We start from the raw sequence: 23,464 nt of genomic DNA, 5'->3' as shown, positions 1-23,464 counted from the left end.
GTGTACCCACTCAAACTCACGTGTTTATTTGGATTTAAGGCAGCTTCGGCTGCCTTGTTTGGTTTATTGCTCTTGATTGCATTTGCGCTCACTGCGCCCATGGGCAGTCGGGAGTACTACGGTTTTTTTCGTTATGATTATTTGCTGTTTTATGCGGTCATTATTCAGGTGTGCCTGATTTACCTCAAGTTAGAGTCGTGGGCAGAAGTACGTGTGATTGCGTTATTTCATCTCATGGCGATGGTCATGGAGATATTTCTGACGCATCCTGCAATTGCTTCATGGCAGTATCCACAGCCCGCAGTATTCCGGCTCTGGACGGTTCCGCTGTTTGCGGGCTTTATGTACTCTGCGGTAGGGAGTTTTTTTGCACGTTCGCTGCGCTTATATTCGGTATCTTTTACGAGGTTGCCTACATTTGGCCTGATGATCGGTTTAGCGGTGTTATCTTATTTAAATTTCATGACCAAATTTTTTGTGCCTGATATCCGCTACGTTCTTTTTGCGGTCAGTGTGGTCATGTTTTGGAAAACGCGTTTAAGCTTTCAGCTCGATCAAAAACGGTTTAATTTGCCGATGTTACCTGTCTTGATTTTGCTGGCCTTTCTCATTTGGATAGCAGAAAACATCAGTACATTTTATAAGATATGGCTTTACCCCAGTCAGGTCGATGCGTGGCATATGGTGGGCTGGGGCAAGCTCGGATCATGGTACTTATTACTCTTATTAAGTCTGGTGCTTGTGCTCAAGATCTTGGGTCAGCGCAGTGCCAACGGTTCGTGGCAGTTGCATACTCAGCATCAAACAAACGCAAATCGTTAAGCATGTTGCTGCACTATAAAGTACAAGTGCAGCAACCACTGATTAGTCAATATCACCAATCATCATCACGGTATGGCCCAGCAAATAACCTGCCGTCACCAAAATCGCAATCCAGATAAATGCACCAATCACGTTATAAATTGAAAACACAGTGTAGTTCATACCGCTAGAACCCGCCGCAAAGGGTGCAAATGAACGTGCAAACGGAATAAAGCGCGCGATCAAAATGGTAATGGCGCCATGGCGACGAAAGTAATCGTGGGTTTTTAACAGATATTCATGTTTGATAAAGCGGGATTTGACTTCAAAAACACGTACGCCCATTCGGCGTCCAATATGATAATTGACGATATAGCCCAAGGTTGCCGCAAGAAATAACAAGAAAATAATAAAGCCCAGATTCATAATCGCTGTGGTGGCACACAAGGCACCCACCGCCAGCAACAGACTGTCACCGGGCAAAAAGAACATAAAAATAAAAGCAGTTTCTGCAAAAATAATCAAAAATAAGATGGCATAAATCCACAATCCATATTCTTGGATCAGGATAGGTAAATAATTTTCAAATCCAATCAAGAAATCAAAAAATTCCATTAATTATCTACCTTCACTACGTTTTTACCTCTTCGTTAATGTATTAACCCAAGATACCACTGACTCAGATAGACACTCAACGCACATCAAACGTCAGCTCATTAATAGCTTTCAGGTACTGCGCTTAAAAATTCGCGTCTTGCTTCCTTGTCAGTTTTAAAATCGCCAATAAAAGAAACGGTCCGTGTTGTCGATTCTTGCTTGCCTACACCTCGCATCATCATGCACATATGCGCTGAATCAATCATCACCGCCACACCACGTGCTTTGGTCACTTCTTCAACAGCCTGTGCGATTTGCTGGGTTAAATTCTCCTGAATTTGTAGACGTCGAGCAAACATTTCTGTAATGCGCGCAAATTTAGAAAGTCCGAGCACTTGGCCTTCAGGAAGATATGCAATGTGCACACGTCCATAGAATGGCAGTAAATGGTGTTCACATAAAGAATAGAATTCAATATTTTTAACCAAAACCATTTCATGGTTATCTGAAGGAAATACGGCGTTGTTGGTCACTTCTTCCAAACTTTTGCCATAGCCCGAGGTTAAAAACGAAAATGCCTTGGCAGCGCGGATTGGCGTATCTTTAAGCCCAGGACGATTTAAGTCTTCGCCCACTGCGGTCAGGATATTGGCATAGGATTGCTGCATTGACATAAGACGTTTTGACTTAACTTTACTAAACAAGCTCGGCATTGTATCAGAACATGCTCAGATGTTCATATCTTGTCGCGCTATATTTATACGCTTCTGGTGCCGATGCATAAAAGATGCTGCATTTTCATGAAAAAAAATGTGCAATTCAGAGCGCTTTGCCTCGCTTTCGACTCGTTTTATCGGCTGCTTTGTGATACACCTGATCATAACAGTTTCTTTTTTTCTATCGAGATCGGGCCGTTTTGAGGCGTCATTTATTTGGATATTCAGTTTATATTCTAAATCAAATAATGATTATTCAAAGCCATTCAGATCAACAAGATAGCGTTTTAATGGCACTTAACTTGCTGTTTATCAGCATGCTTAAGGTCATGATGTAAAATTCAAGGATAAAACATGTCGGAACGTCCAATTACTTTCTTTTTTCGCGGACAAACGCAGCAGGTCCAAGGTGTTTCACCTGTCATGACGGTTTTGCAGTTTTTACGTGAACATGGATTGGCTCAACAGGGTCGTCAAACCGGCACCAAAGAAGGCTGTGCCGAGGGCGATTGTGGTGCATGTACGGTGGTCATTGGTGAGCTGGTCAATCAGCAGTTGCAGTTACGTAGCGTTAATGCCTGTATTCAGTTTTTACCTACACTAGACGGCAAAGCGTTATTTACCGTAGAAGATTTAAAACAGTTGTCGATGTCTGAAGATCAGTCCTTACATCCGGTTCAGCAGGCCATGGTCGAATTACATGGCTCACAGTGTGGCTTTTGTACGCCGGGCTTTATTATGTCGCTTTGGGCCATGTATGAAAATGAGCCGAATGCGCCATCTAAAGAGACTGTTCATGACTATTTATCTGGCAATTTGTGCCGTTGCACAGGCTATCGCCCAATTTTGGATGCTGCACAAAAAGCCTATGATTACCCAACCATCCGTTTAGCACGCCAAAACATTATCGAGGTGCTTAAACAGCTACAGCAGTTACCGGCACTTGAGTTTCGTCATGCGTCCGCGCAGTTTTTTGCACCGAAAAGCTTAGATGCATTTGCAGATCTGCGCGTGCAATATCCGCAGGCTCGTTTAGTGGCAGGCAGTACCGATGTGGGGCTATGGGTGACCAAACAAGGTCGTCAATTGGGCGATATGCTCTATATTGGGCAGGTTGAAGCACTAAAACATGTCAATCTTCAAGAGGGTCAGCTCTGTATTGGTGCAAATGTCACCTTAACCGATGCCCTAACTCACATTTCTGCCATCTATCCAGAACTGGCCGAATTACAGCGCCGCTTTGCTTCGATGCCTATTAAAAATGCGGGTACGCTAGGTGGAAATATTGCCAATGGCTCACCAATTGGCGATTCCATGCCTGTGCTAATGACTTTAAATACGCGTCTGCGCTTACGCTGTGGCCAGCAAACACGTGAAATAGCATTAGAAGACTTTTATCTGGATTATCAAAAAACTGACATTCAACAAGGCGAATTTGTAGAAGCCATCTTAGTGCCTGTACGTGCTAAAGATTCAACGCTTAAAGTGGCCACATATAAAATTTCCAAGCGTTTTGAGCAGGATATTTCTGCTGTATGTGCTGCACTCAGTTGCGAGCTCGATGAGTATCATGTGGTGCAATCCATCAAAATCGCTTTTGGTGGAATGGCGGCGATTCCAAAACGTGCTGTTCATACCGAAGCGGTTTTACTTGGTCAGCCTTTTGATATGGCTTTACTGCGTGAGGCACAAGTAGCCATGGAGCAAGACTACCAGCCATTGAATGACGGGCGTGCCAGCGCTGCGTATCGTTTGCAAGTGGCAAAGAACTGTTTAGAACGTTTTTTTGTTGAACATATTCATCCACAATCGATCACGCGTATCGATAATCTGATTACGATGGTGGAGGCATAAAAGATGAATCATTCAATTGACCTGAATCCTCGTCAGCGTTCTGCCAAAGCAGGACAGTCTATTGCGCATGAAAGTGCTCATTTGCACGTGACGGGTGAGGCGGTGTATATCGATGATATGCCCGAACTTGCAAATACCTTGCACTTGGCCGTCGGCTTTTCAAAATGTGCCAAAGGCAAGATCACAGCATTTGACCTAGAGGCTGTACGCGCTGCACAGGGCGTATACGCAGTGTATACCGCAGCAGACATCGAGATCGAAAACAACTGGGGGCCAATTGTCAAAGATGATCCTATTTTTGCCGATGGAGAAGTGGAGTTTTATGGTCAAGCCTTGTTTGTGGTGGCTGCCGATACCTATCAGCATGCTCGCCAAGCAGTACGTTTAGCCAAAATTGAGTACGCCGCAGAAACCCCTATTTTAAGTATTCAAGATGCAATCGAGCAGCAATCTTGGGTGTTGCCACCCGTCGAGTTTTCGCATGGTGAGGTCGATGCCGCGTTTGAGCATGCACCTCATCAATTAAGTGGTTCAATCGATTTGGGTGGGCAAGAGCATTTTTATCTCGAGGGGCAGATCTCTTATGCAGTGCCTTTGGAAGATCAGAGCTTAAAAGTTTATTGCTCCACACAGCATCCGACCGAAATGCAACTGTTGATTTGCCATGCACTGGGCCTACATATGCATCAGGTCAGTGTTGAAGCACGCCGTATGGGTGGTGGTTTTGGTGGTAAAGAATCGCAGTCGGCGCAGTGGGCCTGCATTGCCTCCTTGGCAGCGCAGCACTCGGGCCGTCCGTGTAAGCTACGTTTAGACCGTGATGACGACATGACGTCAACTGGCAAACGTCACGGTTTTGCCTATGAGTGGTCGGTGGCCTTCGATCAGGACGGTTTGTTGCATGGTCTGAAAGTTCAATTGGCATCCAATTGTGGCTTTTCTGCCGATTTATCTGGCCCAGTCAACGAGCGAGCCATTTGTCATCTTGGAAATGCCTATTATTTAAATGCGGTGCAAATTCGTAACCTGCGCTGCAAAACCAATACCGTTTCAAATACGGCGTATCGTGGCTTTGGTGGCCCGCAGGGCATGTTTGTGATTGAAAATATCCTTGATGATATTGCCCGCTATTTAAACTGCGATCCGGTACATATTCGGCAAAAGAATTTTTTTGCGGAAAAACCGGGGCAAGGCCGTGACCGTATGCATTACGGTGCCGAAGTGCGAGACAATGTCGCACCAAAAATTGTCGAAGAGCTACTGGTTTCAAGTCGTTATTTCGAGCGAAAAGCCGAAATTGAGCAGTTCAATCGTGACAACAGCATCATCAAACGGGGTCTGGCATTGACTCCGCTGATGTTTGGTATTTCATTCAATGCGGTGCATTACAATCAGGCGGGTGCCTTGGTTTATGTGTACATGGATGGAACAGTGGCCATTACCCATGGCGGTACTGAGATGGGGCAAGGCTTATATACCAAAGTACGTCAGGTCGCTGCACATGAACTTGGACTATCGATTGAAAAAGTGCGTTTAATTGCCACCGATACGTCGCGTGTACCAAATACCTCAGCCACTGCTGCATCGAGTGGTGCAGACTTAAACGGTAAAGCTGTACAAAATGCCTGTATCAAGATTCGTGAGCGCTTAAGCCAGTTAGCTGCCGAAATCAGCCAAACAGAAGCATCGACTGTACATTTTGAAAATAATACCGTGAGCACGCAAAGCGGTTTGTCTTGGCCATTTGATGAACTGGTGCATCGTGCTTATATGGCCCGCGTACAACTCTGGGACAGTGGATTTTATAAAACGCCTGAAATTCACTATGATCAGGTCAATCATTTAGGCCGGCCATTCTTTTATTATGCCTACGGGGCAGCGGCGAGCGAAGTTGCGATTGATACTTTAACTGGCGAAATGAAAGTACTTCGTGCAGATATTTTGCATGATGTCGGTCGTTCGATTAATCCTGCAATCGATATTGGTCAAATTGAAGGTGGCTTTATACAAGGTATGGGCTGGCTGACCACAGAAGAGCTGTGCTGGCAACCTCAAGGGCCGCATGCAGGCCGTTTGTTCACGCATGCACCGTCAACCTATAAAATCCCGACCAGTCTGGATATACCGCCGGTATTTCATGTGAAACTGTTTGATAACAGCAACGAGGCCGATACCATTTACCGTTCAAAAGCGGTCGGTGAGCCGCCGTTTATGCTCGGGCTTTCAGTGTTTTCTGCCATTCGGCAAGCTGTGCAGTCGACCATTCCAAAGGATGCGCCACTGGTACTTAATGCGCCGGCCACAGCCGAAGAAATCTTACGCGCAATTGCAATTGGTCGCGGTCAAGCGCTTGCAGAACGTCCTCAACCGCGTTTGAAATAAGCCATGCAACAACATTTACAGTGGTGGCATGATTTGGCACACGTTTCACTACATGGTTGCGCTGAATCATCGCCCGTGGTTTTGGTGACCGTGGTTCGTGCTGACGGATCCACTCCGCGTGAAGTGGGTGCAACGATGCTGCTCGGCTTGCGCGACGATCAGGTTTACCAGTCCGATACCATCGGTGGTGGGCATCTTGAGTTTCAAGCCTTCGATATTGCGCAAGCCATGCTGAAAGGTACCTATAAGCAAACGCTTTTTGTCGAACGTTTCAATTTAAGTGCACGGCTGGGGCAGTGTTGTGGCGGTGTGATGTGGTTGCTGTTTGAAAAACTCCAGCCACGAGAGTATGCTTCAATGCTGGCATCTGCTTATGCTGCGTGGCAATCAGGGCAACCTATCGAGCGGCAAGTACATGAAAATGGGTATTCGAACTGGCAAGTGACTCCAACACAGGTGCCATCTACCGCTATTTTTGAAACAGGTGAAACCGGTTGGCGCTGGCAGCAGTGTGTTCAACCCTATGCCATGAAGGTTTTGTTATTTGGTGCAGGACATGTCGGGGAGGCGATCGTACGGTGTTTACAACCAATCGGAGTGCAAGTGACATGGGTCGATAGCCGTGACAATATTTTTCCGCCAGATTTACTCAAACAGGTCAATTGTGTTTGTACTGATGTACCAGAGGCGGAAATTGCGCGGTTTGATCCGCAAGGTGCAATTCTGATTTTGACTCATGATCATCAGCAAGATTTGCAGTTGTGCATGGAGGCGCTTAAATCTTCACAATCACGCTTTGCTTATGTCGGAATGATTGGTTCTAAAAGTAAACGTGCCATTTTTGAAAAACGTATGCAGGCGAGGGGCTATGAGCAGACCCAATTACAGCGTTTGGTCTGTCCAATTGGTATTACAGGCATTAGTTCGAAGCAACCTGCCATCATCGCCGTTTCGGTAGTGGCAGAGCTACTTCAAATCTTCGATCAAAAGAAATGATGCTGTCGCATCATTTCTTGGTTTCATATTTTGGATTTTTCTCAGCACGTTTGAGCAAGACCAAAACAGCGCCTGTACCCCCCTGATTTTCTGGGGCACTCACAAAAGCCAGAACATCACGGTGCTGGCGCAGCCAACCATTCACGTAAGTCTTCAAAATGGCTTCTGGCCCTTTACCATGCACGATCTTAATCACGTTTTGGTTTTCGGTCTTAGCCATCTGAATAATTTGCAAGACCGCAGCACGCGCTTGTTCAACAGTACAGCCGTGCAGATCGACTGCTTCAAACCAGCGCATTTTTCCAGCTTTTAGGTCTTCAAAGACTTTATGCTGTAGCGTCGCAATGCGATAACTCAAACTGGCTTGGCTTGCGACAGGATTTAATGCCGCCTGCGTATCCGAAAGCTCAGCGAGTTCACTTTCGATCGCACCTTCAGCCGCCGCCCGTTTTGCTAAAATCTGAGCATCTACTTTTTTGCTGCGCTTGGGTTTGATATCTGCAACATTACCATGATCAATCGGCTTGACACCTTGCAGCGCTTTTTTAAACAAATCTAGCTCTTCAGCCTCACGATCCACTGGCTGATCGGCATTGTTTGTTGCATGCTCACTACGATTTTCAATGGCGTGTGAATGCGGCTGACTGATCTGCTTTTTAAACTGCTTTAATAATTTTTGCTGTTCTTTAGACAGCGCAGAATCTTTATTACTCATAGGACTCGTTTTAAATCGTAGCAGGGTGGCCAAACAATGCAGTAAAGGCCTGATCAGGTCGAGGTTGTTTCATAAAACTTTCACCCACCAAGAACGCATGAATATCATGTTCTTGCATCATTGCAATATCGGTTGGAGTGGCGATCCCACTTTCGGTTACCAATAAACGTGACGGATCAAGTAAACGCTTCAAGCGTAAACTGGTGTTTAAGTCTACATCGAAGGTTTTCAAATTACGATTATTGACACCAAGAATACATTTTTCGGAAAGTCTGAGCGCACGCTCAAGTTCTTCTTCGTCATGTACTTCAACCAATACATCCAGATTGTACTCAAATGCTGTTTTTGACATCTCTTCGAGTTGCTGATCAGACAAGCATGCCACAATCAGCAAAATACAGTCGGCATGGAGGGCACGTGCTTCAATCACATTATATGGATCGACTAAAAAGTCTTTACGCAGTGCAGGTAGCTGACAATTGTTGCGCGCAATCGCGATATTGTCATCATGACCTTGAAAGAAATCGACATCGGTCAATACCGACAAGCACGCTGCACCCGCCTGCTCATATTGCGCTGCAATTTCAGCAGGGTTAAAGTCTGCTCGAATCACACCTTTGGAAGGTGATGCTTTTTTAATTTCAGCAATCACGCCAGGGCGCTTAACATTTAATGCACGTGCAAAGCCACGCACAGGTGAGGCCGCTTGTGCCAGCGCTTCGATATCTTGAAGGCTACGTTGCTGTAAACGCGCTGCAAGTTCTTCATGTTTGCGATCGACAATTTTACCCAAGATGGTATTTTGAATTTGAATCATTTTGGATAACCTCACGTGTTCGAATAGTGTTTGAGTGCTTTGGTAAACTCAGACAAAATACTCATTTTTTCGAGGGCCTGACCCCCATAAATAATATCATGTGCCAAGGCCACACCTTGCTTGTAACTGGTACTTAAGCCAGAAACATAGATGCCAGCACCTGCGTTTAATGCAATCATATTGGCTGCTTTTTCGCCGAGGTCAGATTTGTTACGCCCAAGTGCGTCTTTAATCAGCTTGAGGCTTTCATTCGAATCGGCCACAATCAAACCCGATAACGTTTGTGAGGGAATTCCCACATCTTCGGGGTTTAAAACCCATTCGGTGATTTCATTATTTTTAAGTTCAGCCACATGGGTTGCCGAGGCCAGGCTGATTTCATCTAGGCCATCTTTAGAATGCACCACCATCACATGCTCGGCACCGAGTTGTCTCATCACCTCGGCAATCGGACGGCACAATTCATCTGAAAATACCCCAAGCACAAAGCGCTTTACCCCAGCCGGATTCGTAAGCGGGCCAAGAAGGTTAAAAATACTTCGTATGCCCAATTCACGTCGAGGCGCAACTGCGTATTTCATGGCTTTATGATGATTGGGAGCAAATAGAAAACCCACACCCATTTCACGGATGCATCGCTCTGTTTGCTGCATATCTAAATCAAGATTAATTCCAGCCTGTTCAAGCAAATCTGAAGAGCCAGATTTGCTTGATACACCACGGTTACCATGTTTGGCAATGGTTGCGCCTGCTGCTGCAATGACGAAGCTTGAAGCAGTCGAGACATTAAACAGATTTTGACCATCTCCACCTGTTCCCACGATATCGACCAAATGTGGGATATCACTGACATCAATTTTAATGGCCAGTTCACGCATGACGCGTGCAGCGGCAGTAATTTCATCAATGCTTTCACCTTTCATGCGAAGGCCCATCATCAGCGCACCAATTTGTGCGTCTGTCGCTTCACCTTGCATGATGCTGCGCATCACATCTTCCATTTGCGGCTGAGTCAAATGAATGTTTTTGGTAATGTGGTTTAATGCTTGTTGAATATTCATTTATGCATAAATCTCTAAAAAATTCTTGAAGATTTGGTGTCCGTGCTGGCTCAAAATGGATTCTGGGTGAAACTGCACACCTTCTACAGGCAGTGTCTTATGCTTTACACCCATGATTTCTTCGATTGAACCATCGTTCTGATTGGTCCAGCAGGTCACTTCCAGACACTCAGGCAAGGTCTCCTGTTCGATCACCAAAGAGTGATAGCGTGTCGCAGAAAATGGTGAAGGCAGGTTGCTAAAGATTCCCTTATCAGAATGATACATATCCGACAAACGACCATGCATCACGGTTTTTGCGCGAATGACCTGTCCACCAAAGGCTTGTCCAATTGCTTGATGCCCCAAACACACACCGAGCAATGGAATTTTGCCGGCAAAGTGATGAATGGCAGGAATTGAAATTCCTGCTTCAGTTGGAGAACAAGGGCCAGGACCCACCACCAAATACTTCGGCTGCCATCGTTCAATGTCCTCAAGAGTGACTTGGTCATTGCGAACCACTTTAACGTCTTGATTTAACTCGCCAAAATATTGGACGATGTTATACGTAAAGGAGTCGTAATTGTCGATCATGAGTAGCATTTTAAACGCAACCTATTGAAAATTAGTTAGATATTGATTTAGCCTTTTAAAATGACCATTTCAGGTCACTTATTTAAGATCTTCACTTAAAAATAAAACCACTAAATGAAGTGGCTACTTTAGCAGAAATTCTAAAGTTTGCGAGTAACAATCCATTGAACTTGTCAACAATCATTAGCTTAGGTGAGTGGTATTAAGAGTAGATATAGAAAACTACAATCAAGATAATTGATTACAGCATCTTGTTTGAGGTACTAAACTTCCAACTTAACATTGCACCGAAGCTAACACCGAGCGTTCCGAGCCAGAAGCTCCAGCTAGGTAAGGTATGCAAGATAAGACTGCTCATTAAACTCGACAAAATAGGCGTAAAATAAGAAGCCAATAACAACAATTGGATATTTCCAAACTGTAAGCTCTGATTCCAGTTTTTATAAGCAATTCCAACCAAAGCGCCAACCACAATAATCATGAGGCTCATGCTTACACTTGGCGTTTGCCATGCTTGATCACTCAGGCAAAATAACAGCCATAAGGCCACACTGGTCAGGCAAAAAAATAAGGCGATTCCATTTTTACCTTGGGCATAATGTGGCGTGAAAACACAATACAAGGACCATAAAATTGCGCCACAAAAGGCCAGTGTATAAGCCAGTGGATTATTTGAAAGTGTTTGAATGAAGCCCTCAGCCGAAACAATGCTCGGATTGACAATCAAGAGCAGCCCTAAAATAGAAAGGATCAAACCGGCAAAGGCTGGCGCTTTAAAGTTGAGCTGTCCGAGTAGATATGACAAAAACAAGGTGAAGCATGGCCATAAATAATTGATCATGGCCAGAATAAGCGCTTCCTCACGTGTTTTGGATAAACCGATTGAGCACAAAAATAAAACTTCATAAAGTACGAAGCAACTGCCACAGATTAGCAGGTAACGTCGAGGCAATGTTTGCCACAAGTATTTCTTATCTATAAACGCCACACACAATGCACTGATGCTATAAATTAGTGCAACACCCAAAATAGCACCCAACTGTTCAGTGATCATTTTCACGCCACTGACCATACATGCCCAGATCATGATAGAGGTAATACCGATAAAATTGGCTTTGCTGCGGGTCATGATGTCAAAATTATTGAATAAATCTGGCGTAGTGTATAAAAAGTGCATCTACATCACCACTGCATCGCGCAAATTATGCACTGGATTAAGCCAATTATTTAAAGTTGCACTATTTTGATGCTATTTGTGGGTTTTGTGAAAAGCATGCCTCAAAAATGTTTGAATATGGTGCAATTCAAAACGCAAACAGTATAATGGTTCAAACAGGTAGCTGGACGCGTATCTAATTTGAATTAAAATTCAAACAATTAGATGTGTTTTTTAAAGTTGGTACGAGATTTGCTTAATAACTGCCAACGACTAACACGCACTTCACAAGTGCAATAATACTTCATTGGAGCAAAATGAGCATGGCGAACAAGGTCCTTAAACTCATACAAGAAAGTGGCGCAAAATGGGTCGATTTTCGCTTTACGGATACAAAAGGGAAAGAGCAGCACGTTACTTACCCAGCTGATTCAATTGATGAAGATACATTTGAAGACGGTAAAATGTTCGACGGTTCTTCAATTGCAGGTTGGAAAGGCATTGAAGCATCAGACATGATCTTACGTCCAGATGCAGAAACTGGTTTTATCGATCCGTTCTTTGCCGAACCAACTGTTGTTGTAACTTGTGACGTTATTGAGCCATCTACTGGTCAAGGTTACGAGCGTGATCCACGTTCGATTGCTCGTCGTGCAGAAGAATATTTAAAATCAACTGGTATCGGTGATACTGCATTCTTTGGCCCAGAACCAGAATTCTTCGTTTTTGACGAAGTAAAATGGGAAATCGACATGTCTGGCGCGCGCCATACATTGATTGCTGAAGAAGCTGCATGGTCAACTGGTAAAGATTACGAGTCTGGTAACTCTGGCCACCGTCCACGTGTAAAAGGCGGTTACTTCCCAGTTCCTCCAGTAGATTCTTCGCATGATATGCGTGCTGAGATGTGTAACAAAATCGAAGAAATCATGGGGCCTGGTCGTGTAGAAGTACACCACCACGAAGTTGCATCTTGCCAGTTAGAAATTGGTGTAAGCTTCAACACTATGGTTCGTAAAGCAGACGAAGTACAACAGTTTAAATATGCTGTTCACAACGTTGCGCACCAATACGCTAAAACTGCAACCTTTATGCCTAAACCAATGGTTGGCGATAACGGTTCTGGTATGCACGTTCACATGTCAATCTCTAAAGATGGCAAGAACTTGTTTGCTGGTGATGAATATGCAGGCCTTTCAGAAATGGCATTGTACTTCATCGGTGGTATCATCAAGCATGCGCGTGCTTTGAATGCAATCACAAACCCATCTACAAACTCTTACAAGCGTTTGGTTCCACACTTTGAAGCACCGATCATGCTTGCTTACTCAGCACGTAACCGTTCTGCTTCTATCCGTATTCCTTACGTTTCTAGTCCTAAAGGCAAGCGTATCGAAGCACGTTTCCCAGATCCAATGATGAACCCGTACCTCGGTTTCGCTGCATTGTTGATGGCGGGTATCGACGGTATTCAAAACAAGATCCATCCGGGCGAAGCTGCTGATAAGAACTTGTACGATCTTCCTCCAGAAGAAGAAGCAAAAATTCCTACAGTTGCACACAGCCTAGATATGGCACTTGAAGCGCTTCAAGCTGACCATGAGTTCTTGTTAAAAGGTGGCGTGTTTACTAAAGAAATGCTTGATGCATATATCGAACTTAAAACTGAAGATGTACGTCGTCTTAACACGACCACTCACCCAGTTGAATTTGATATGTACTATAGCTTGTAATACGTCTCATATAAAAAAGCCTGCAAGTTGCAGGCTTTTTTATTGGTGATTTGTTGAGTTATCAACAATCCAAATGAATTCGTTTATACGTATTAAGAAATGCTTTTTTCAATACCGCGATATACGCAGATACCCCAGATCAAACCTGCCACAAAGCACAAGCTGATATATAGTCCGATCAGGCTTGCTTCAGGTAAAGTTGGATCAATAAAAATATAACGATGAATCAGCGTCAGAAAAGTAAAGCCACTGCCCCAGAAAATACCACCGTAGAGCAGAATAAATTTTAATTTATCGTTCATCATGCCTAACCATAATCGGTCTAATCACTAAACGGCATCTATGATAACTCAAAATAGCGACAATGAAAAAGAATTAATAAACATAGAACAACAAAGCCGAATCGCACCCTTGCTCAAAGCGTTTAACTTTGCCCGATTTCGGTTACACTATAGTTTGTGAATGTAGTGGATTGCACATGCAGAAAAACCAATTAAATCAGAGATACAATGATGATTTAACGCCAGAATTAAAAAAATGGTTATGTGCATCAGGCTCACTGACCCAGCAATTGACCGATCTTGCACATGGTGCCTTTTCAGTGAAACCTATATCGGAGCGTTATCGGCAAATGTCTCGTATAGACAGTCAATGGATGAAAATGCCAGCGGCACATATTGCTTGGGTGCGTGAAAGCTTACTCTATGGATGTGAAGCACAGCCATGGGTTCAGGCCAAAAGTATATTCCCCATTTTAAGCTTGCAAAAAAAAGCCCGTATTTTTAAACATATTGGTAAACAACCGATCGGCCGATTTTTATTTCAGCGAACCACGCCTGAGTGTGAGCGGCGGATCATACGTTTAAATGAGGGGTGGACTCGGCAAAGCTGTTATACGTGGCACGGTTGCAAATTTATTGTCCAAGAAACTTTTCTGCCTTCGTTTGAAGCGTACTTACAACATCATCGCATTTAAGGATAGATATGGCATCCGTACAATCGATCACCTGGCGAGAACGACTTACAGCATATTATTATCTGTGCCGTTTTGATAAGCCTATTGGGACTGAGCTGGTATTTTGGCCCACCATGTGGGCACTATGGATTGCAAGTGCAGGGGTACCCAATTTAAAAATCCTGCTTTTAATGTCTTTAGGTGTATTGTTTATGCGCGCAGCAGGCTGTGCAATTAATGATTTTGCCGACCGTAAAGTAGATGGACACGTGGCCAGAACCAAAACGCGTCCGCTGGCAACGGGTGTGATTCAGCCGATAGAAGCCATTTGGGTGTTTTTAGTTTTGGTCGCTGCAAGTGCCTGCCTATTGCTGTTTTTGCCATTAAATACGTTTTACTGGTCGTTTGGCGCATTGTTTCTCGCGTTCATTTATCCTTTTATGAAGCGCTATACACACTTACCGCAAGTGTTTTTAGGAGCAGCCTTTTCGTGGTCTATTCCGATGGCTTACACTGCTGCAGGCCAAACACCAGATCTGGTTTGTTGGTTATTGTATTTTGGTAATTTGGCATGGACGGTTGCCTACGATACACAATATGCAATTACCGATCGCGAATATGATCTGAAAATTGGTGTGAAATCGACCGCGATTTTATTTGGTCGATACGATATCGTCATTATTTCTTTACTACAGATCAGTAGTTTGGTTTTGATTGGTCTGGCTTTATTCATGAAAGACTTACTTTTTCCGTGGGGCATCATTGGATTGCTGATTGTCGCTGCCGATTTTATTTATCAATGGACCAAAACCAGAACCAAAGATCCACAATGGTGCTTCTGGGCATTTCGACACAATCGCTGGGTCGGGCTAATGATTTTTATCGCGATTTTTATGGGATTGATGACTCAATAAAAATAGACTGCCAATGCATTGACAGCATATTGAATCAGATTAAAAAACCGATCATTTATGATCGGTTTTTTAAATCGTGCGTTTTCAGCTTTATAGCGGATTATTTGTAAGCCAGTTGCCCAAACAAATAAACCATAATAATCAACGTAAATACGGTAGATGAAACTAAAGCAAATTCTAATGTTCTCATGTGCCCCCACCTTTATATTGTAATTTATTGTATTGAGTATTTTTTATACACCATGCTAATAAATAATACAAGAGATCCCTTAGTATATTCTCAGCATATATTCAGCACAATTATAGATAAAACACATATAAAACAAGATAGCCCCATGTGCGCGTTACGGCACATGGGGCTTAGAATTCTTCAAAACTATAAAATGATTAGAAAAAATTTATAGAATCAACACATCTGTCACTTACGCTTTTAGATGATCCTCAAACTCTTCACCGAGCTGAACTGCCAAAGAGTTACCCGATAAATCACAAGTCACTAGCCCATATTCCTTTTTAAAGCTAAATGTAAAACCTTTGCCATCGGCTAGGTTTTTAACCGAATAACCTAACTTTTCTAACCAAATACGAAATGCAATTAAATTTTTTGCTTTAACAACTTTCTTCACTTCAAAATTCCTTCTCATGTAACGCTGATATTTAAATTAATAAGGGTTTTGATTAAGTTTTTAAAGGGCTAAACTGTTTAAATATTTTTCAACTGATTAATATTGTTTATTTAATCAGCAGTAGATCATTTAAATTGACTCAATAAATTGGTTTTAAGTCTTAGTTTTTATCTTAATCTATTGAATTTAAAAATAATATTTTAAATAATTTGTTTCTTCTAAAGTTACATATTGTGTTTATGATGAGTTGTAAATAAATATGTAACTTTAGTCGTAGTGTGTCAAAAATTATCTTTAAGCGTACGAATTCGAGCAAACTCTTCAACGCTTTCGGTACGTAAAAATGGATTGGTCGCCAGTTCAATTTCAATACTGGATGGTAAGGTAATGATATTTTGTTCTCGCAACTGCTTTACCTGTTCATAACGCTCTTGTAGTGCAAGATTGTCGGGTTCGATGGTCAGGGCAAATTCGGCATTAGACAAGGTGTATTCATGAGTACAATACACTTGGGTATCTGTTGGTAGTGCAGCTAGTCGGTTAAGTGAATGATACATCTGTTCAAAGGTGCCTTCAAATATACGTCCACAGCCCATCGCAAACAAGGTATCACCGCAAAATACACTGCGTAATGCTTCAACAAAATAGACAATATGCCCTAAGGTATGACCAGGCGTTGCAACAACTTCTACATGCAAGTCATGAAACTTAAATTGATCATCATGTTGCAGTGCATTTGAAATCAAATGAATTTTACTGAGCTCTTCACGCGGGCCAAATACAGGAATTTGGGTACCTTCGATTAAGTCTGGCACACCGCCAATATGATCTTTATGCCAATGTGTTAGCCAGATTTGCGCAAGCTTGAGCTGATGTAATTGGCAATAGTCCTGAACAGGCTTTGCTTCTGTTGGATCGATCACCACAATTTCTGAAGTATGGGTGTCTTGAATAATCCAGATATAATTTTTAAGGCTGTTTTTTACATCAATATAATCAATTTGATAACGCATGACGGATAACCTGATCAAATGGTATGTACTGTTTTTATTTAATCACGATCTGCGTAGTGCAGCACCAGTAGATACGAAAAAATACTGCTTCAGATATAAAAAAACCCTCCGAAGAGGGTAGCAATCTAGCGAAGTTTAGAGAGCCAGTCGCCTAGCATTTGAATAAACTGCACCAGTAATAATAAGATGATGACCGTAAGAATCACCACACTGGTATCGAAGCGTTGGTAACCGTATGAAATCGCCAAGTCACCAATTCCGCCAGCACCTACTGCACCGGCCATTGCCGTTGCACCAATTAGACTAATGGTGGCTGTGGTTAAGTTTAAAATGAGTGAGCTACGTGCTTCTGGCAAAATAAACTTGAAAATGATTTGAAACGGAGAGGCGCCCATGGCTTGCGCAGACTCAATAATACCTTCGTTGACTTCAAGCAAGGAGGTTTCAATCAATCGGCCCATATAAGGACCAATATAAATAGTCAAGGGAACAATTGCGGCCCATGTTCCAATTGAACTTCCCACTAAGAATTTAGTCAAAGGAATCACGGCAATCAACAAAATGATAAATGGCAGTGAACGTAGGGCGTTTACAATTGGGTTGAGCAAGTGATAAATAAATCGGTTAGGTAAAATACCGTTTGGTCGTGTCACCAACAGCACAATTCCTTGGATAAATCCCCAGATGCCACCAAACAGCAGCGAGAAGCACACCATGTGAAAGGTTTCTTGAAGCGCTGTGACAAACTGATCAATCGAAAGTGAACTGTTCCAGAACGGTTGTGTCAATTCGGTCAGCCATTGCACAATTACGTCTCTCATACTTGTTCTCCACTTTGATTGACACTGACACCATGACGCTCTAAAAACTCGATCGCTTGCTGGATAAGGGTGTCGTCACCAAGTAATTGAACAAACATTTGCCCAATCACCGTGCCATCAATTTCTGTCATATTGGCAAACAAGATATTCAGACTGATATCAAACTGCTTGATCATCGATTGAATCACAGGTTCTTGGGCTGATTTGCCTAAAAACTGTAGTCGATAAATACTGTGATGATGCTGATGTTCGAGCTTGTTTAAAATATTGACCGGTAAATGTTGTTGCAACACGGTCTGGATAAAGGTTTTTGTCGTTGGGTGCTGTGGACGGCTGAAAATTTCCACGGTCGGTCCGGTTTCAATCACATGACCAGATTCCATTACGGCCACATGGTCACAAATAGATTCAATCACGTCCATTTCGTGAGTGACCATCACAATTGTGATACCTTGCTCCTGATTGATCTTTTTGAGCAATGCCAGTACGGATTTGGTGGTCTGTGGATCGAGCGCGGAGGTGGCTTCGTCACAAAGTAAAATTTTAGGGTGATTGGCCAGCGCACGTGCAATACCGACACGTTGTTTTTGACCACCCGATAGCTCATCTGGAAAGGCATCTTTTTTATGTGCCAGATCGATAAACTCAAGTAGCTCCATCAAACGTTTTTCGCGCTCAGCTTTGCTATAACCCAAGAGCTTCATTGGCATTTCAATATTTGCAGCCACAGTTTTGGTTTGCAATAAATTAAAATGCTGAAAGATCATACCTATATTTGCACGTTCCTGACGTAATGATGCTGCATTCAGGGCGGTAAAATCTTTTTGATTGATAATGACCTGTCCCTGTGTTGGGCGTTCGAGCAAATTAATCAAACGAATTAAGGTACTTTTACCTGCACCACTATAGCCAATAATGCCAAAGATACTGCCCGCCGGAATATCCAGATTAATCTGATCCAGTGCGCGAATCGTTTGGCCTTTCAGCTCGTAGTGTTTAGAAATGTTTTTAAATTGGATCATGTCGTCAGAAACTATACATAAAAGAAAAAACAGGCAAGTCGACCTTGCCTGTTTCAATTACACCATTATATTACTATTTTGATTCAGTAAGGTAGCTAATCGGCTTATTAACATCCACCTTCGTACCACCAAACTTCTCATCAATGAATTTTTTCACTGCTTCTGTATGGTAAAGCGTACCTAATTTTTGCAATACAGGATCGTTTTGACGTCCTTCAGCAGTCACCAAAAGGTTAACATACAGTTTAGTCGACTGATCTGCTGGCTCATAAAATACGGCATCTTTAAGAACGTTCAAGCCGCCTTCCATAGCTAAAGTGTTGCCTAGCACAATTCCGTCAACATCGCTTTTTACACGAACAGCTGTTGCCATTGGAATGGTTTTAAGCTGAATCTGTTTCGGATTTTCAATGACGTCGTTGGTTGTGCCCTGAATTGGGTTAAAGTCTGCTTTTAATTTGATTAAACCAGCAGTTTGCAACAATGAAAGTGCACGTGCTTCATTTGCAGCATCGTTTGGAATTGCAATGGTTGCTTTTGCTGGGAACTGATCAATTTTTTTGTATTTGTCAGAATAAAGTCCCATTGGTTCGATATAGGTTGTCGAAACGGGTGCAACTTTATCTTTGCTTTCGGTGTTGTAAGCGACCATGTAGTTATACGACTGGAATGCATTGACATCGATTTCTTTGTTTGCCGTCGCTTTGTTCATTGCCACGTAGTCAGTGAAGTTTTTCACTTCAAGATTAATACCTGCTTGTTTGGTTTCAGGTAGTGTCGCAATAAATTTCCAAACGTCGGTATCAGAACCTGTAGACGCCAGCACGATCTTTTTAGTCTGATCTGCAGCAGCTGCATTACCTTGCTCAGGCTCTTTTTTGCTACAACCAGCCGCAAGCAATATGCTTGAGGTAAGAACAACACTCAATACTTTTTTCATCAGGTTTTTCCCAGTTACAGCGTTTTAATATCGTCCGGATATCATACTGTGTGTACATGATGATGTGTAGATGACAGTCATCCCAATCCAACGTTAAACGCAATAAAGTCAGTTAATCTTAAAAGTAGGCGAGTATAGTGTTTTTTGATCAGAACGCAAAACAATATAAACAAAAATATATATGAGTTTTTCTGAAAAGAGTTATTAGCCTGAGAGACAGCTTAACAATAAAAAAACGCGCAAAAATGCGCGTTTTTTAAGCTTTAAAATCAGGCTTGTTCGCGTGCAATCGCGCGGTATCCAATATCGCTTCGATATTGCATGCCTGCAAAAGTCACCTGACCGCATACTTCAAGTGCATTGATTTGTGCTTCAAGTACGGTATCGCCAAGCGCAGTTACGCATAATACGCGTCCACCCGCAGTGATGATATGACCATCGGCTGTCGTGTCTGTACCAGCATGAAAGATTTTAGTATCTTCTGGCGACTGGCCAAGACCTGAAATCACATCGCCTTTACGTACAGTTTCAGGGTAACCTTCTGCTGCAAGCACGATACCAATCGATTTACGCTCGTCCCACTCGGCTTCACTTGGCAACTGACCCTCAAGACCTGCTTGCACAAGATCCACCAATGATGATTTAAGGCGCATCATGATTGGCTGAGTTTCAGGGTCGCCAAAGCGGCAGTTGAACTCAATCACACGTGGTTGACCTTGCTCATCAATCATGAGGCCAGCATATAAGAAACCAGTATAAACATGACCGTCTTTGGCCATACCATCAACCGTTGGTCGCATAATGTCTTTCATGACACGATCAAACACGTCTGAAGTAACCACAGGCGCAGGGGAATACGCACCCATACCACCGGTATTTGGACCCTGATCACCTTCAAAAATACGCTTATGATCTTGAGAAGTGGCCATTGGTAAAATATTTTGACCGTCGATCATACAAATGAAACTGGCTTCTTCGCCTGCGAGAAACTCTTCAATCACGACACGTGAACCCGCATCACCAAATTTATTGCCTGCCAGCATGTCATCAATGGCTGCAAAGGCTTCCTCATTGGTCATCGCGACGATAACGCCTTTGCCGGCTGCAAGACCGTCAGCTTTAATCACAATCGGCGCGCCGTGCTGCGTTACATATGCTTTTGCAGCATCTACTTCAGTAAACACATCATAAAATGCTGTTGGAATCTGATGCTTTTTCAGAAAGTCTTTGGCAAACGCCTTAGAGCCTTCAAGCTGTGCGGCATATTGTGTTGGGCCCCAAATTTTTAAACCAGCTTCACGGCATGCATTGACCACGCCATTGACCAATGGTGCTTCTGGACCAACAATAATCAACTCAACCTGATTGTCCTTTGCAAACGCAATGATGGCTGGGTTATTTAAAATATCCAGTTCAACATTTTTGCATTTGTCTTCGGTTGCAGTACCTGCATTACCGGGTGCAACAAACACTTGAGTGACTTGCGGATCTTGAGCGATCTTCCATGCCAACGCATGCTCACGACCACCGCTACCGAGAACGAGAATATTCATTGGGTTCATACTCCATGAGTCGAGAACCAAATCCTTCACTTTACCTTGCTGCTTGAGTACAAGACCCTCTCACATGGAGAGGGTAAGTCAAGATAAAGAACCGGAAAGTTTCTTATGCTTTAAATGAGTTTTAATTAGTGGCGGAAGTGGCGCATACCTGTAAAGACCATGGCAATACCATGTTCGTTTGCAGCAGCAATAACTTCTTCATCACGCATTGAGCCGCCAGGTTGAATAATACACTTAATTCCAGCTTTTGCTGCATTATCGATGCCGTCACGGAATGGGAAGAATGCATCCGACGCCATCACAGCGCCTTCAACCACAAGGCCTGCATGTTCTGCTTTAATTGCCGCAATACGTGCAGAGTTGACACGGCTCATCTGACCTGCACCAATACCAATGGTTTGACGGCCTTTTGCATACACAATTGCATTTGATTTCACATACTTGGCAACTTTCCAAGCAAAAATCAGATCATCGATTTCCTGTTCTGTTGGTGCGCGCTCAGTTACTACTTTAAGGTCGGCTGCCTTGATCATGCCAAGATCTTGATCTTGTACCAGTAGGCCGCCATTTACACGCTTGTAGTCGAGTTGTGCTGCACGTTCATCAATTGCTGGAAGTTCGCCACATACCAATACGCGAACATTTTTCTTCGCACCGGTAACCTCAAGTACGCCATCAGCAATACTAGGTGCAATAATTACTTCAACAAACTGACGCTCTACAATCGCTTTTGCTGTTTCAACATCAAGCTCGCGGTTAAAAGCAATGATGCCACCAAATGCAGATTCTGTATCGGTTGCATATGCCAAATCGTAAGCAGCTTTAATGCCATCTAAAGATACGGCTACGCCACATGGGTTAGCATGTTTAACAATCACACAGGCAGGCTTTGCAAATGACTTAACACATTCAAGTGCAGCGTCTGTATCGGCGATGTTGTTGTAAGAAAGCTCTTTACCCTGAAGTTGCTTCGACGTAGAAACAGATGCTTCGGTGGCTTGCGGGTCGATATAAAATGCAGCTGACTGATGCGGGTTTTCACCGTAACGTAAGTCTTGCGCTTTTTGAAGCTGTGTATTAAAGGTACGTGCAAATGAATCTGCCTGACCTTCTTCTTTACCCACACGTGCGCCAAGGTAAGACGCGATCATACCGTCGTATTGAGCGGTATGTTCAAATGCTTTAACTGCAAGATCAAAACGTGTCTCGTATGATAATGCGCCGCTTTGCTCAAGTTCTGCAATCACTGTCGCGTAGTCGCTGGCATTGACCACGATACCAACAGACGCGTGATTTTTTGCTGCAGCGCGAACCATTGTTGGGCCGCCAATATCAATATTCTCAATGGCATCTGCAAGAGAACAGTTTGGCTTCGCCACGGTTGCAGCAAACGGGTAGAGGTTGACCACAACAAGATCAATCGGATCGATGTTGTGTTCTTGCATTACGGCTTCGTCCAGACCACGACGAGCCAAAATACCACCATGAATTTTAGGGTGAAGTGTTTTTACACGGCCATCCATCATTTCTGGAAAGCCAGTGTGTTCTGAAACTTCAACTACAGCAATGTTATTGTCTTTGAGTAGCTTGTAAGTTCCACCAGTAGATAAAAGCTCTACCCCAAGTTTCGCAAGATTCTGAGCAAATTCAACAATTCCTGTTTTGTCAGAAACAGAAATCAAAGCGCGTTTAATAGTCATGATAAAGTCAACGGTTTAAGTCAAACAGATTAAAACAAATAGGCATAAAAAATGCCCACGAGAACGTGAGCATTTTATCAATTATTCACTCATCAAACCGTGAGCTTTTAACTTTTTACGTAAAGTCCCACGGTTGAGCCCTAAAATTTCAGCAGCGCGGGTTTGGTTACCACGCGTATATTCTAGAACAACAGATAAAAGAGGTTTCTCCATTTCTGCCAGCACCATGTCGTAAACTTGTGATGGTTGCTCACCTTGCAGTTGTGCAAAGTAATGGCGAACTGCGCGATCCACATGGATGCGTAGAGCAACATCAGATTGTGCAGTAAAAATAGGAGATTTGCTATTCATGCGAGTTAATCCGAAAATCAAATACCGCTTGGGTAAAGCAGTATATAAAAGTGGTCTAAAAATTACTGAACCCCGTTTTAGATCCTAAAACAGTGGTTCTAAAACTTGGAAACAATTAGCTTGCCACAACTCCTCACATTTGTATGAAAAATAAGC

General features: G+C 43.2%; 23 protein-coding genes. 7 read left to right on the top strand and 16 right to left on the bottom strand.

Going from position 1 to position 23,464, the window contains the following annotated elements:
- On the top strand, positions 1 to 822 hold the full coding sequence (locus KCV09_RS06780; protein WP_151794555.1) for a DUF817 domain-containing protein: 822 nt from the start codon (positions 1 to 3) through the stop codon (positions 820 to 822).
- Between the two features lie 42 nt (positions 823 to 864).
- Here KCV09_RS06780 and KCV09_RS06775 read toward each other — a convergent pair whose 3' ends face one another.
- Both KCV09_RS06775 and folE read right to left on the bottom strand, forming a co-directional pair.
- Positions 865 to 1,416 carry a VTT domain-containing protein gene (locus KCV09_RS06775; RefSeq protein ID WP_004939027.1) on the bottom strand — a complete coding sequence of 184 codons (552 nt, stop codon included), beginning with the start codon at positions 1,414 to 1,416 and terminating at the stop codon, positions 865 to 867.
- A 101-nt stretch (positions 1,417 to 1,517) separates the two neighbouring features.
- On the bottom strand, positions 1,518 to 2,066 hold the full coding sequence (folE, locus tag KCV09_RS06770; RefSeq protein ID WP_206541105.1) for a GTP cyclohydrolase I FolE: 549 nt from the start codon (positions 2,064 to 2,066) through the stop codon (positions 1,518 to 1,520).
- A 402-nt stretch (positions 2,067 to 2,468) separates the two neighbouring features.
- On the opposite strand from folE, the gene xdhA reads away from it, so the two are divergent.
- Genes xdhA through xdhC form a run of 3 tightly spaced genes read left to right on the top strand, consistent with a single transcriptional unit; the run spans position 2,469 to position 7,346 of the window.
- Positions 2,469 to 3,968: a xanthine dehydrogenase small subunit gene (gene xdhA, locus KCV09_RS06765; protein WP_151815689.1), complete on the top strand. Its 1,500-nt coding sequence runs from the start codon at positions 2,469 to 2,471 to the stop codon at positions 3,966 to 3,968.
- 3 nt (positions 3,969 to 3,971) lie between these two features.
- Positions 3,972 to 6,350 (top strand): xanthine dehydrogenase molybdopterin binding subunit, encoded by a 2,379-nt coding sequence (gene xdhB / locus KCV09_RS06760; RefSeq protein ID WP_151815690.1) that lies wholly within the window; start codon positions 3,972 to 3,974, stop codon positions 6,348 to 6,350.
- Positions 6,351 to 6,353: 3 nt separating this feature from the next.
- Positions 6,354 to 7,346 (top strand): xanthine dehydrogenase accessory protein XdhC, encoded by a 993-nt coding sequence (gene xdhC / locus KCV09_RS06755; RefSeq protein ID WP_151815691.1) that lies wholly within the window; start codon positions 6,354 to 6,356, stop codon positions 7,344 to 7,346.
- A gap of 10 nt (positions 7,347 to 7,356) precedes the next feature.
- On the opposite strand, the gene KCV09_RS06750 is transcribed toward xdhC, so the two are convergent.
- From KCV09_RS06750 to yddG, 5 genes are all read right to left on the bottom strand, one after another.
- Positions 7,357 to 8,061, bottom strand: a complete 705-nt coding sequence (locus KCV09_RS06750; protein WP_151815692.1) for a Smr/MutS family protein — start codon at positions 8,059 to 8,061, stop codon at positions 7,357 to 7,359.
- Between the two features lie 10 nt (positions 8,062 to 8,071).
- The gene (gene trpC / locus KCV09_RS06745) at positions 8,072 to 8,878 is read right to left on the bottom strand and encodes an indole-3-glycerol phosphate synthase TrpC (protein WP_151815693.1); all 807 of its coding nucleotides are present in this window, start codon (positions 8,876 to 8,878) and stop codon (positions 8,072 to 8,074) included.
- Positions 8,879 to 8,889: 11 nt separating this feature from the next.
- Positions 8,890 to 9,939 carry an anthranilate phosphoribosyltransferase gene (gene trpD / locus KCV09_RS06740; RefSeq protein ID WP_055415079.1) on the bottom strand — a complete coding sequence of 350 codons (1,050 nt, stop codon included), beginning with the start codon at positions 9,937 to 9,939 and terminating at the stop codon, positions 8,890 to 8,892.
- Positions 9,940 to 10,524: an anthranilate synthase component II gene (locus tag KCV09_RS06735; protein ID WP_004938990.1), complete on the bottom strand. Its 585-nt coding sequence runs from the start codon at positions 10,522 to 10,524 to the stop codon at positions 9,940 to 9,942.
- Positions 10,525 to 10,756: 232 nt separating this feature from the next.
- Positions 10,757 to 11,644: an aromatic amino acid DMT transporter YddG gene (gene yddG, locus KCV09_RS06730; RefSeq protein ID WP_151815694.1), complete on the bottom strand. Its 888-nt coding sequence runs from the start codon at positions 11,642 to 11,644 to the stop codon at positions 10,757 to 10,759.
- Between the two features lie 344 nt (positions 11,645 to 11,988).
- On the opposite strand from yddG, the gene glnA reads away from it, so the two are divergent.
- Positions 11,989 to 13,404, top strand: coding sequence for a type I glutamate--ammonia ligase (gene glnA, locus KCV09_RS06725; RefSeq protein ID WP_212515706.1), 1,416 nt, complete (start codon positions 11,989 to 11,991; stop codon positions 13,402 to 13,404).
- Positions 13,405 to 13,496: 92 nt separating this feature from the next.
- Here glnA and KCV09_RS06720 read toward each other — a convergent pair whose 3' ends face one another.
- Positions 13,497 to 13,706: a hypothetical protein gene (locus KCV09_RS06720; protein WP_227264751.1), complete on the bottom strand. Its 210-nt coding sequence runs from the start codon at positions 13,704 to 13,706 to the stop codon at positions 13,497 to 13,499.
- 176 nt (positions 13,707 to 13,882) lie between these two features.
- Here KCV09_RS06720 and KCV09_RS06715 point away from each other — a divergent pair, with 176 nt between their 5' ends.
- Entirely contained in the window at positions 13,883 to 14,380 is a 498-nt protein-coding gene (locus KCV09_RS06715; protein ID WP_025094455.1) for a chorismate--pyruvate lyase family protein, read from the top strand.
- An 8-nt stretch (positions 14,381 to 14,388) separates the two neighbouring features.
- Positions 14,389 to 15,273: a 4-hydroxybenzoate octaprenyltransferase gene (ubiA, locus tag KCV09_RS06710; RefSeq protein WP_151765284.1), complete on the top strand. Its 885-nt coding sequence runs from the start codon at positions 14,389 to 14,391 to the stop codon at positions 15,271 to 15,273.
- Between the two features lie 422 nt (positions 15,274 to 15,695).
- Here the strand turns inward: ubiA and KCV09_RS06705 are convergent, their stop codons facing one another.
- From KCV09_RS06705 to fis, 8 genes are all read right to left on the bottom strand, one after another.
- A complete protein-coding gene (locus KCV09_RS06705) occupies positions 15,696 to 15,899 on the bottom strand; it encodes a hypothetical protein (RefSeq protein ID WP_004938963.1) in 204 nt (67 codons plus the stop codon).
- Positions 15,900 to 16,180: 281 nt separating this feature from the next.
- On the bottom strand, positions 16,181 to 16,912 hold the full coding sequence (gene gloB / locus KCV09_RS06700) for a hydroxyacylglutathione hydrolase (protein WP_151815239.1): 732 nt from the start codon (positions 16,910 to 16,912) through the stop codon (positions 16,181 to 16,183).
- Positions 16,913 to 17,037: 125 nt separating this feature from the next.
- The gene (locus tag KCV09_RS06695) at positions 17,038 to 17,733 is read right to left on the bottom strand and encodes a methionine ABC transporter permease (protein WP_004938958.1); all 696 of its coding nucleotides are present in this window, start codon (positions 17,731 to 17,733) and stop codon (positions 17,038 to 17,040) included.
- Positions 17,730 to 18,755, bottom strand: coding sequence for a methionine ABC transporter ATP-binding protein (locus tag KCV09_RS06690; RefSeq protein ID WP_004938956.1), 1,026 nt, complete (start codon positions 18,753 to 18,755; stop codon positions 17,730 to 17,732). Before KCV09_RS06690 ends, KCV09_RS06695 begins: the two co-directional genes overlap by 4 nt.
- Positions 18,756 to 18,828: 73 nt before the next feature.
- Positions 18,829 to 19,695 (bottom strand): MetQ/NlpA family ABC transporter substrate-binding protein, encoded by an 867-nt coding sequence (locus tag KCV09_RS06685; RefSeq protein ID WP_004938954.1) that lies wholly within the window; start codon positions 19,693 to 19,695, stop codon positions 18,829 to 18,831.
- Positions 19,696 to 19,964: 269 nt separating this feature from the next.
- Positions 19,965 to 21,248 (bottom strand): phosphoribosylamine--glycine ligase, encoded by a 1,284-nt coding sequence (purD, locus tag KCV09_RS06680; RefSeq protein WP_151815240.1) that lies wholly within the window; start codon positions 21,246 to 21,248, stop codon positions 19,965 to 19,967.
- Positions 21,249 to 21,382: 134 nt separating this feature from the next.
- Positions 21,383 to 22,957 carry a bifunctional phosphoribosylaminoimidazolecarboxamide formyltransferase/IMP cyclohydrolase gene (gene purH, locus KCV09_RS06675; RefSeq protein ID WP_055414780.1) on the bottom strand — a complete coding sequence of 525 codons (1,575 nt, stop codon included), beginning with the start codon at positions 22,955 to 22,957 and terminating at the stop codon, positions 21,383 to 21,385.
- A gap of 81 nt (positions 22,958 to 23,038) precedes the next feature.
- On the bottom strand, positions 23,039 to 23,308 hold the full coding sequence (fis, locus tag KCV09_RS06670) for a DNA-binding transcriptional regulator Fis (RefSeq protein ID WP_001086304.1): 270 nt from the start codon (positions 23,306 to 23,308) through the stop codon (positions 23,039 to 23,041).
- Between the last annotated feature and the right edge of the window lie 156 nt (positions 23,309 to 23,464).

Origin of the sequence: Acinetobacter soli (assembly GCF_018139125.1) — a bacterium.
Taxonomy (GTDB): Bacteria; Pseudomonadota; Gammaproteobacteria; order Pseudomonadales; family Moraxellaceae; genus Acinetobacter; species Acinetobacter soli.
This window is presented reverse-complemented; position numbering and strand designations above follow the sequence as displayed.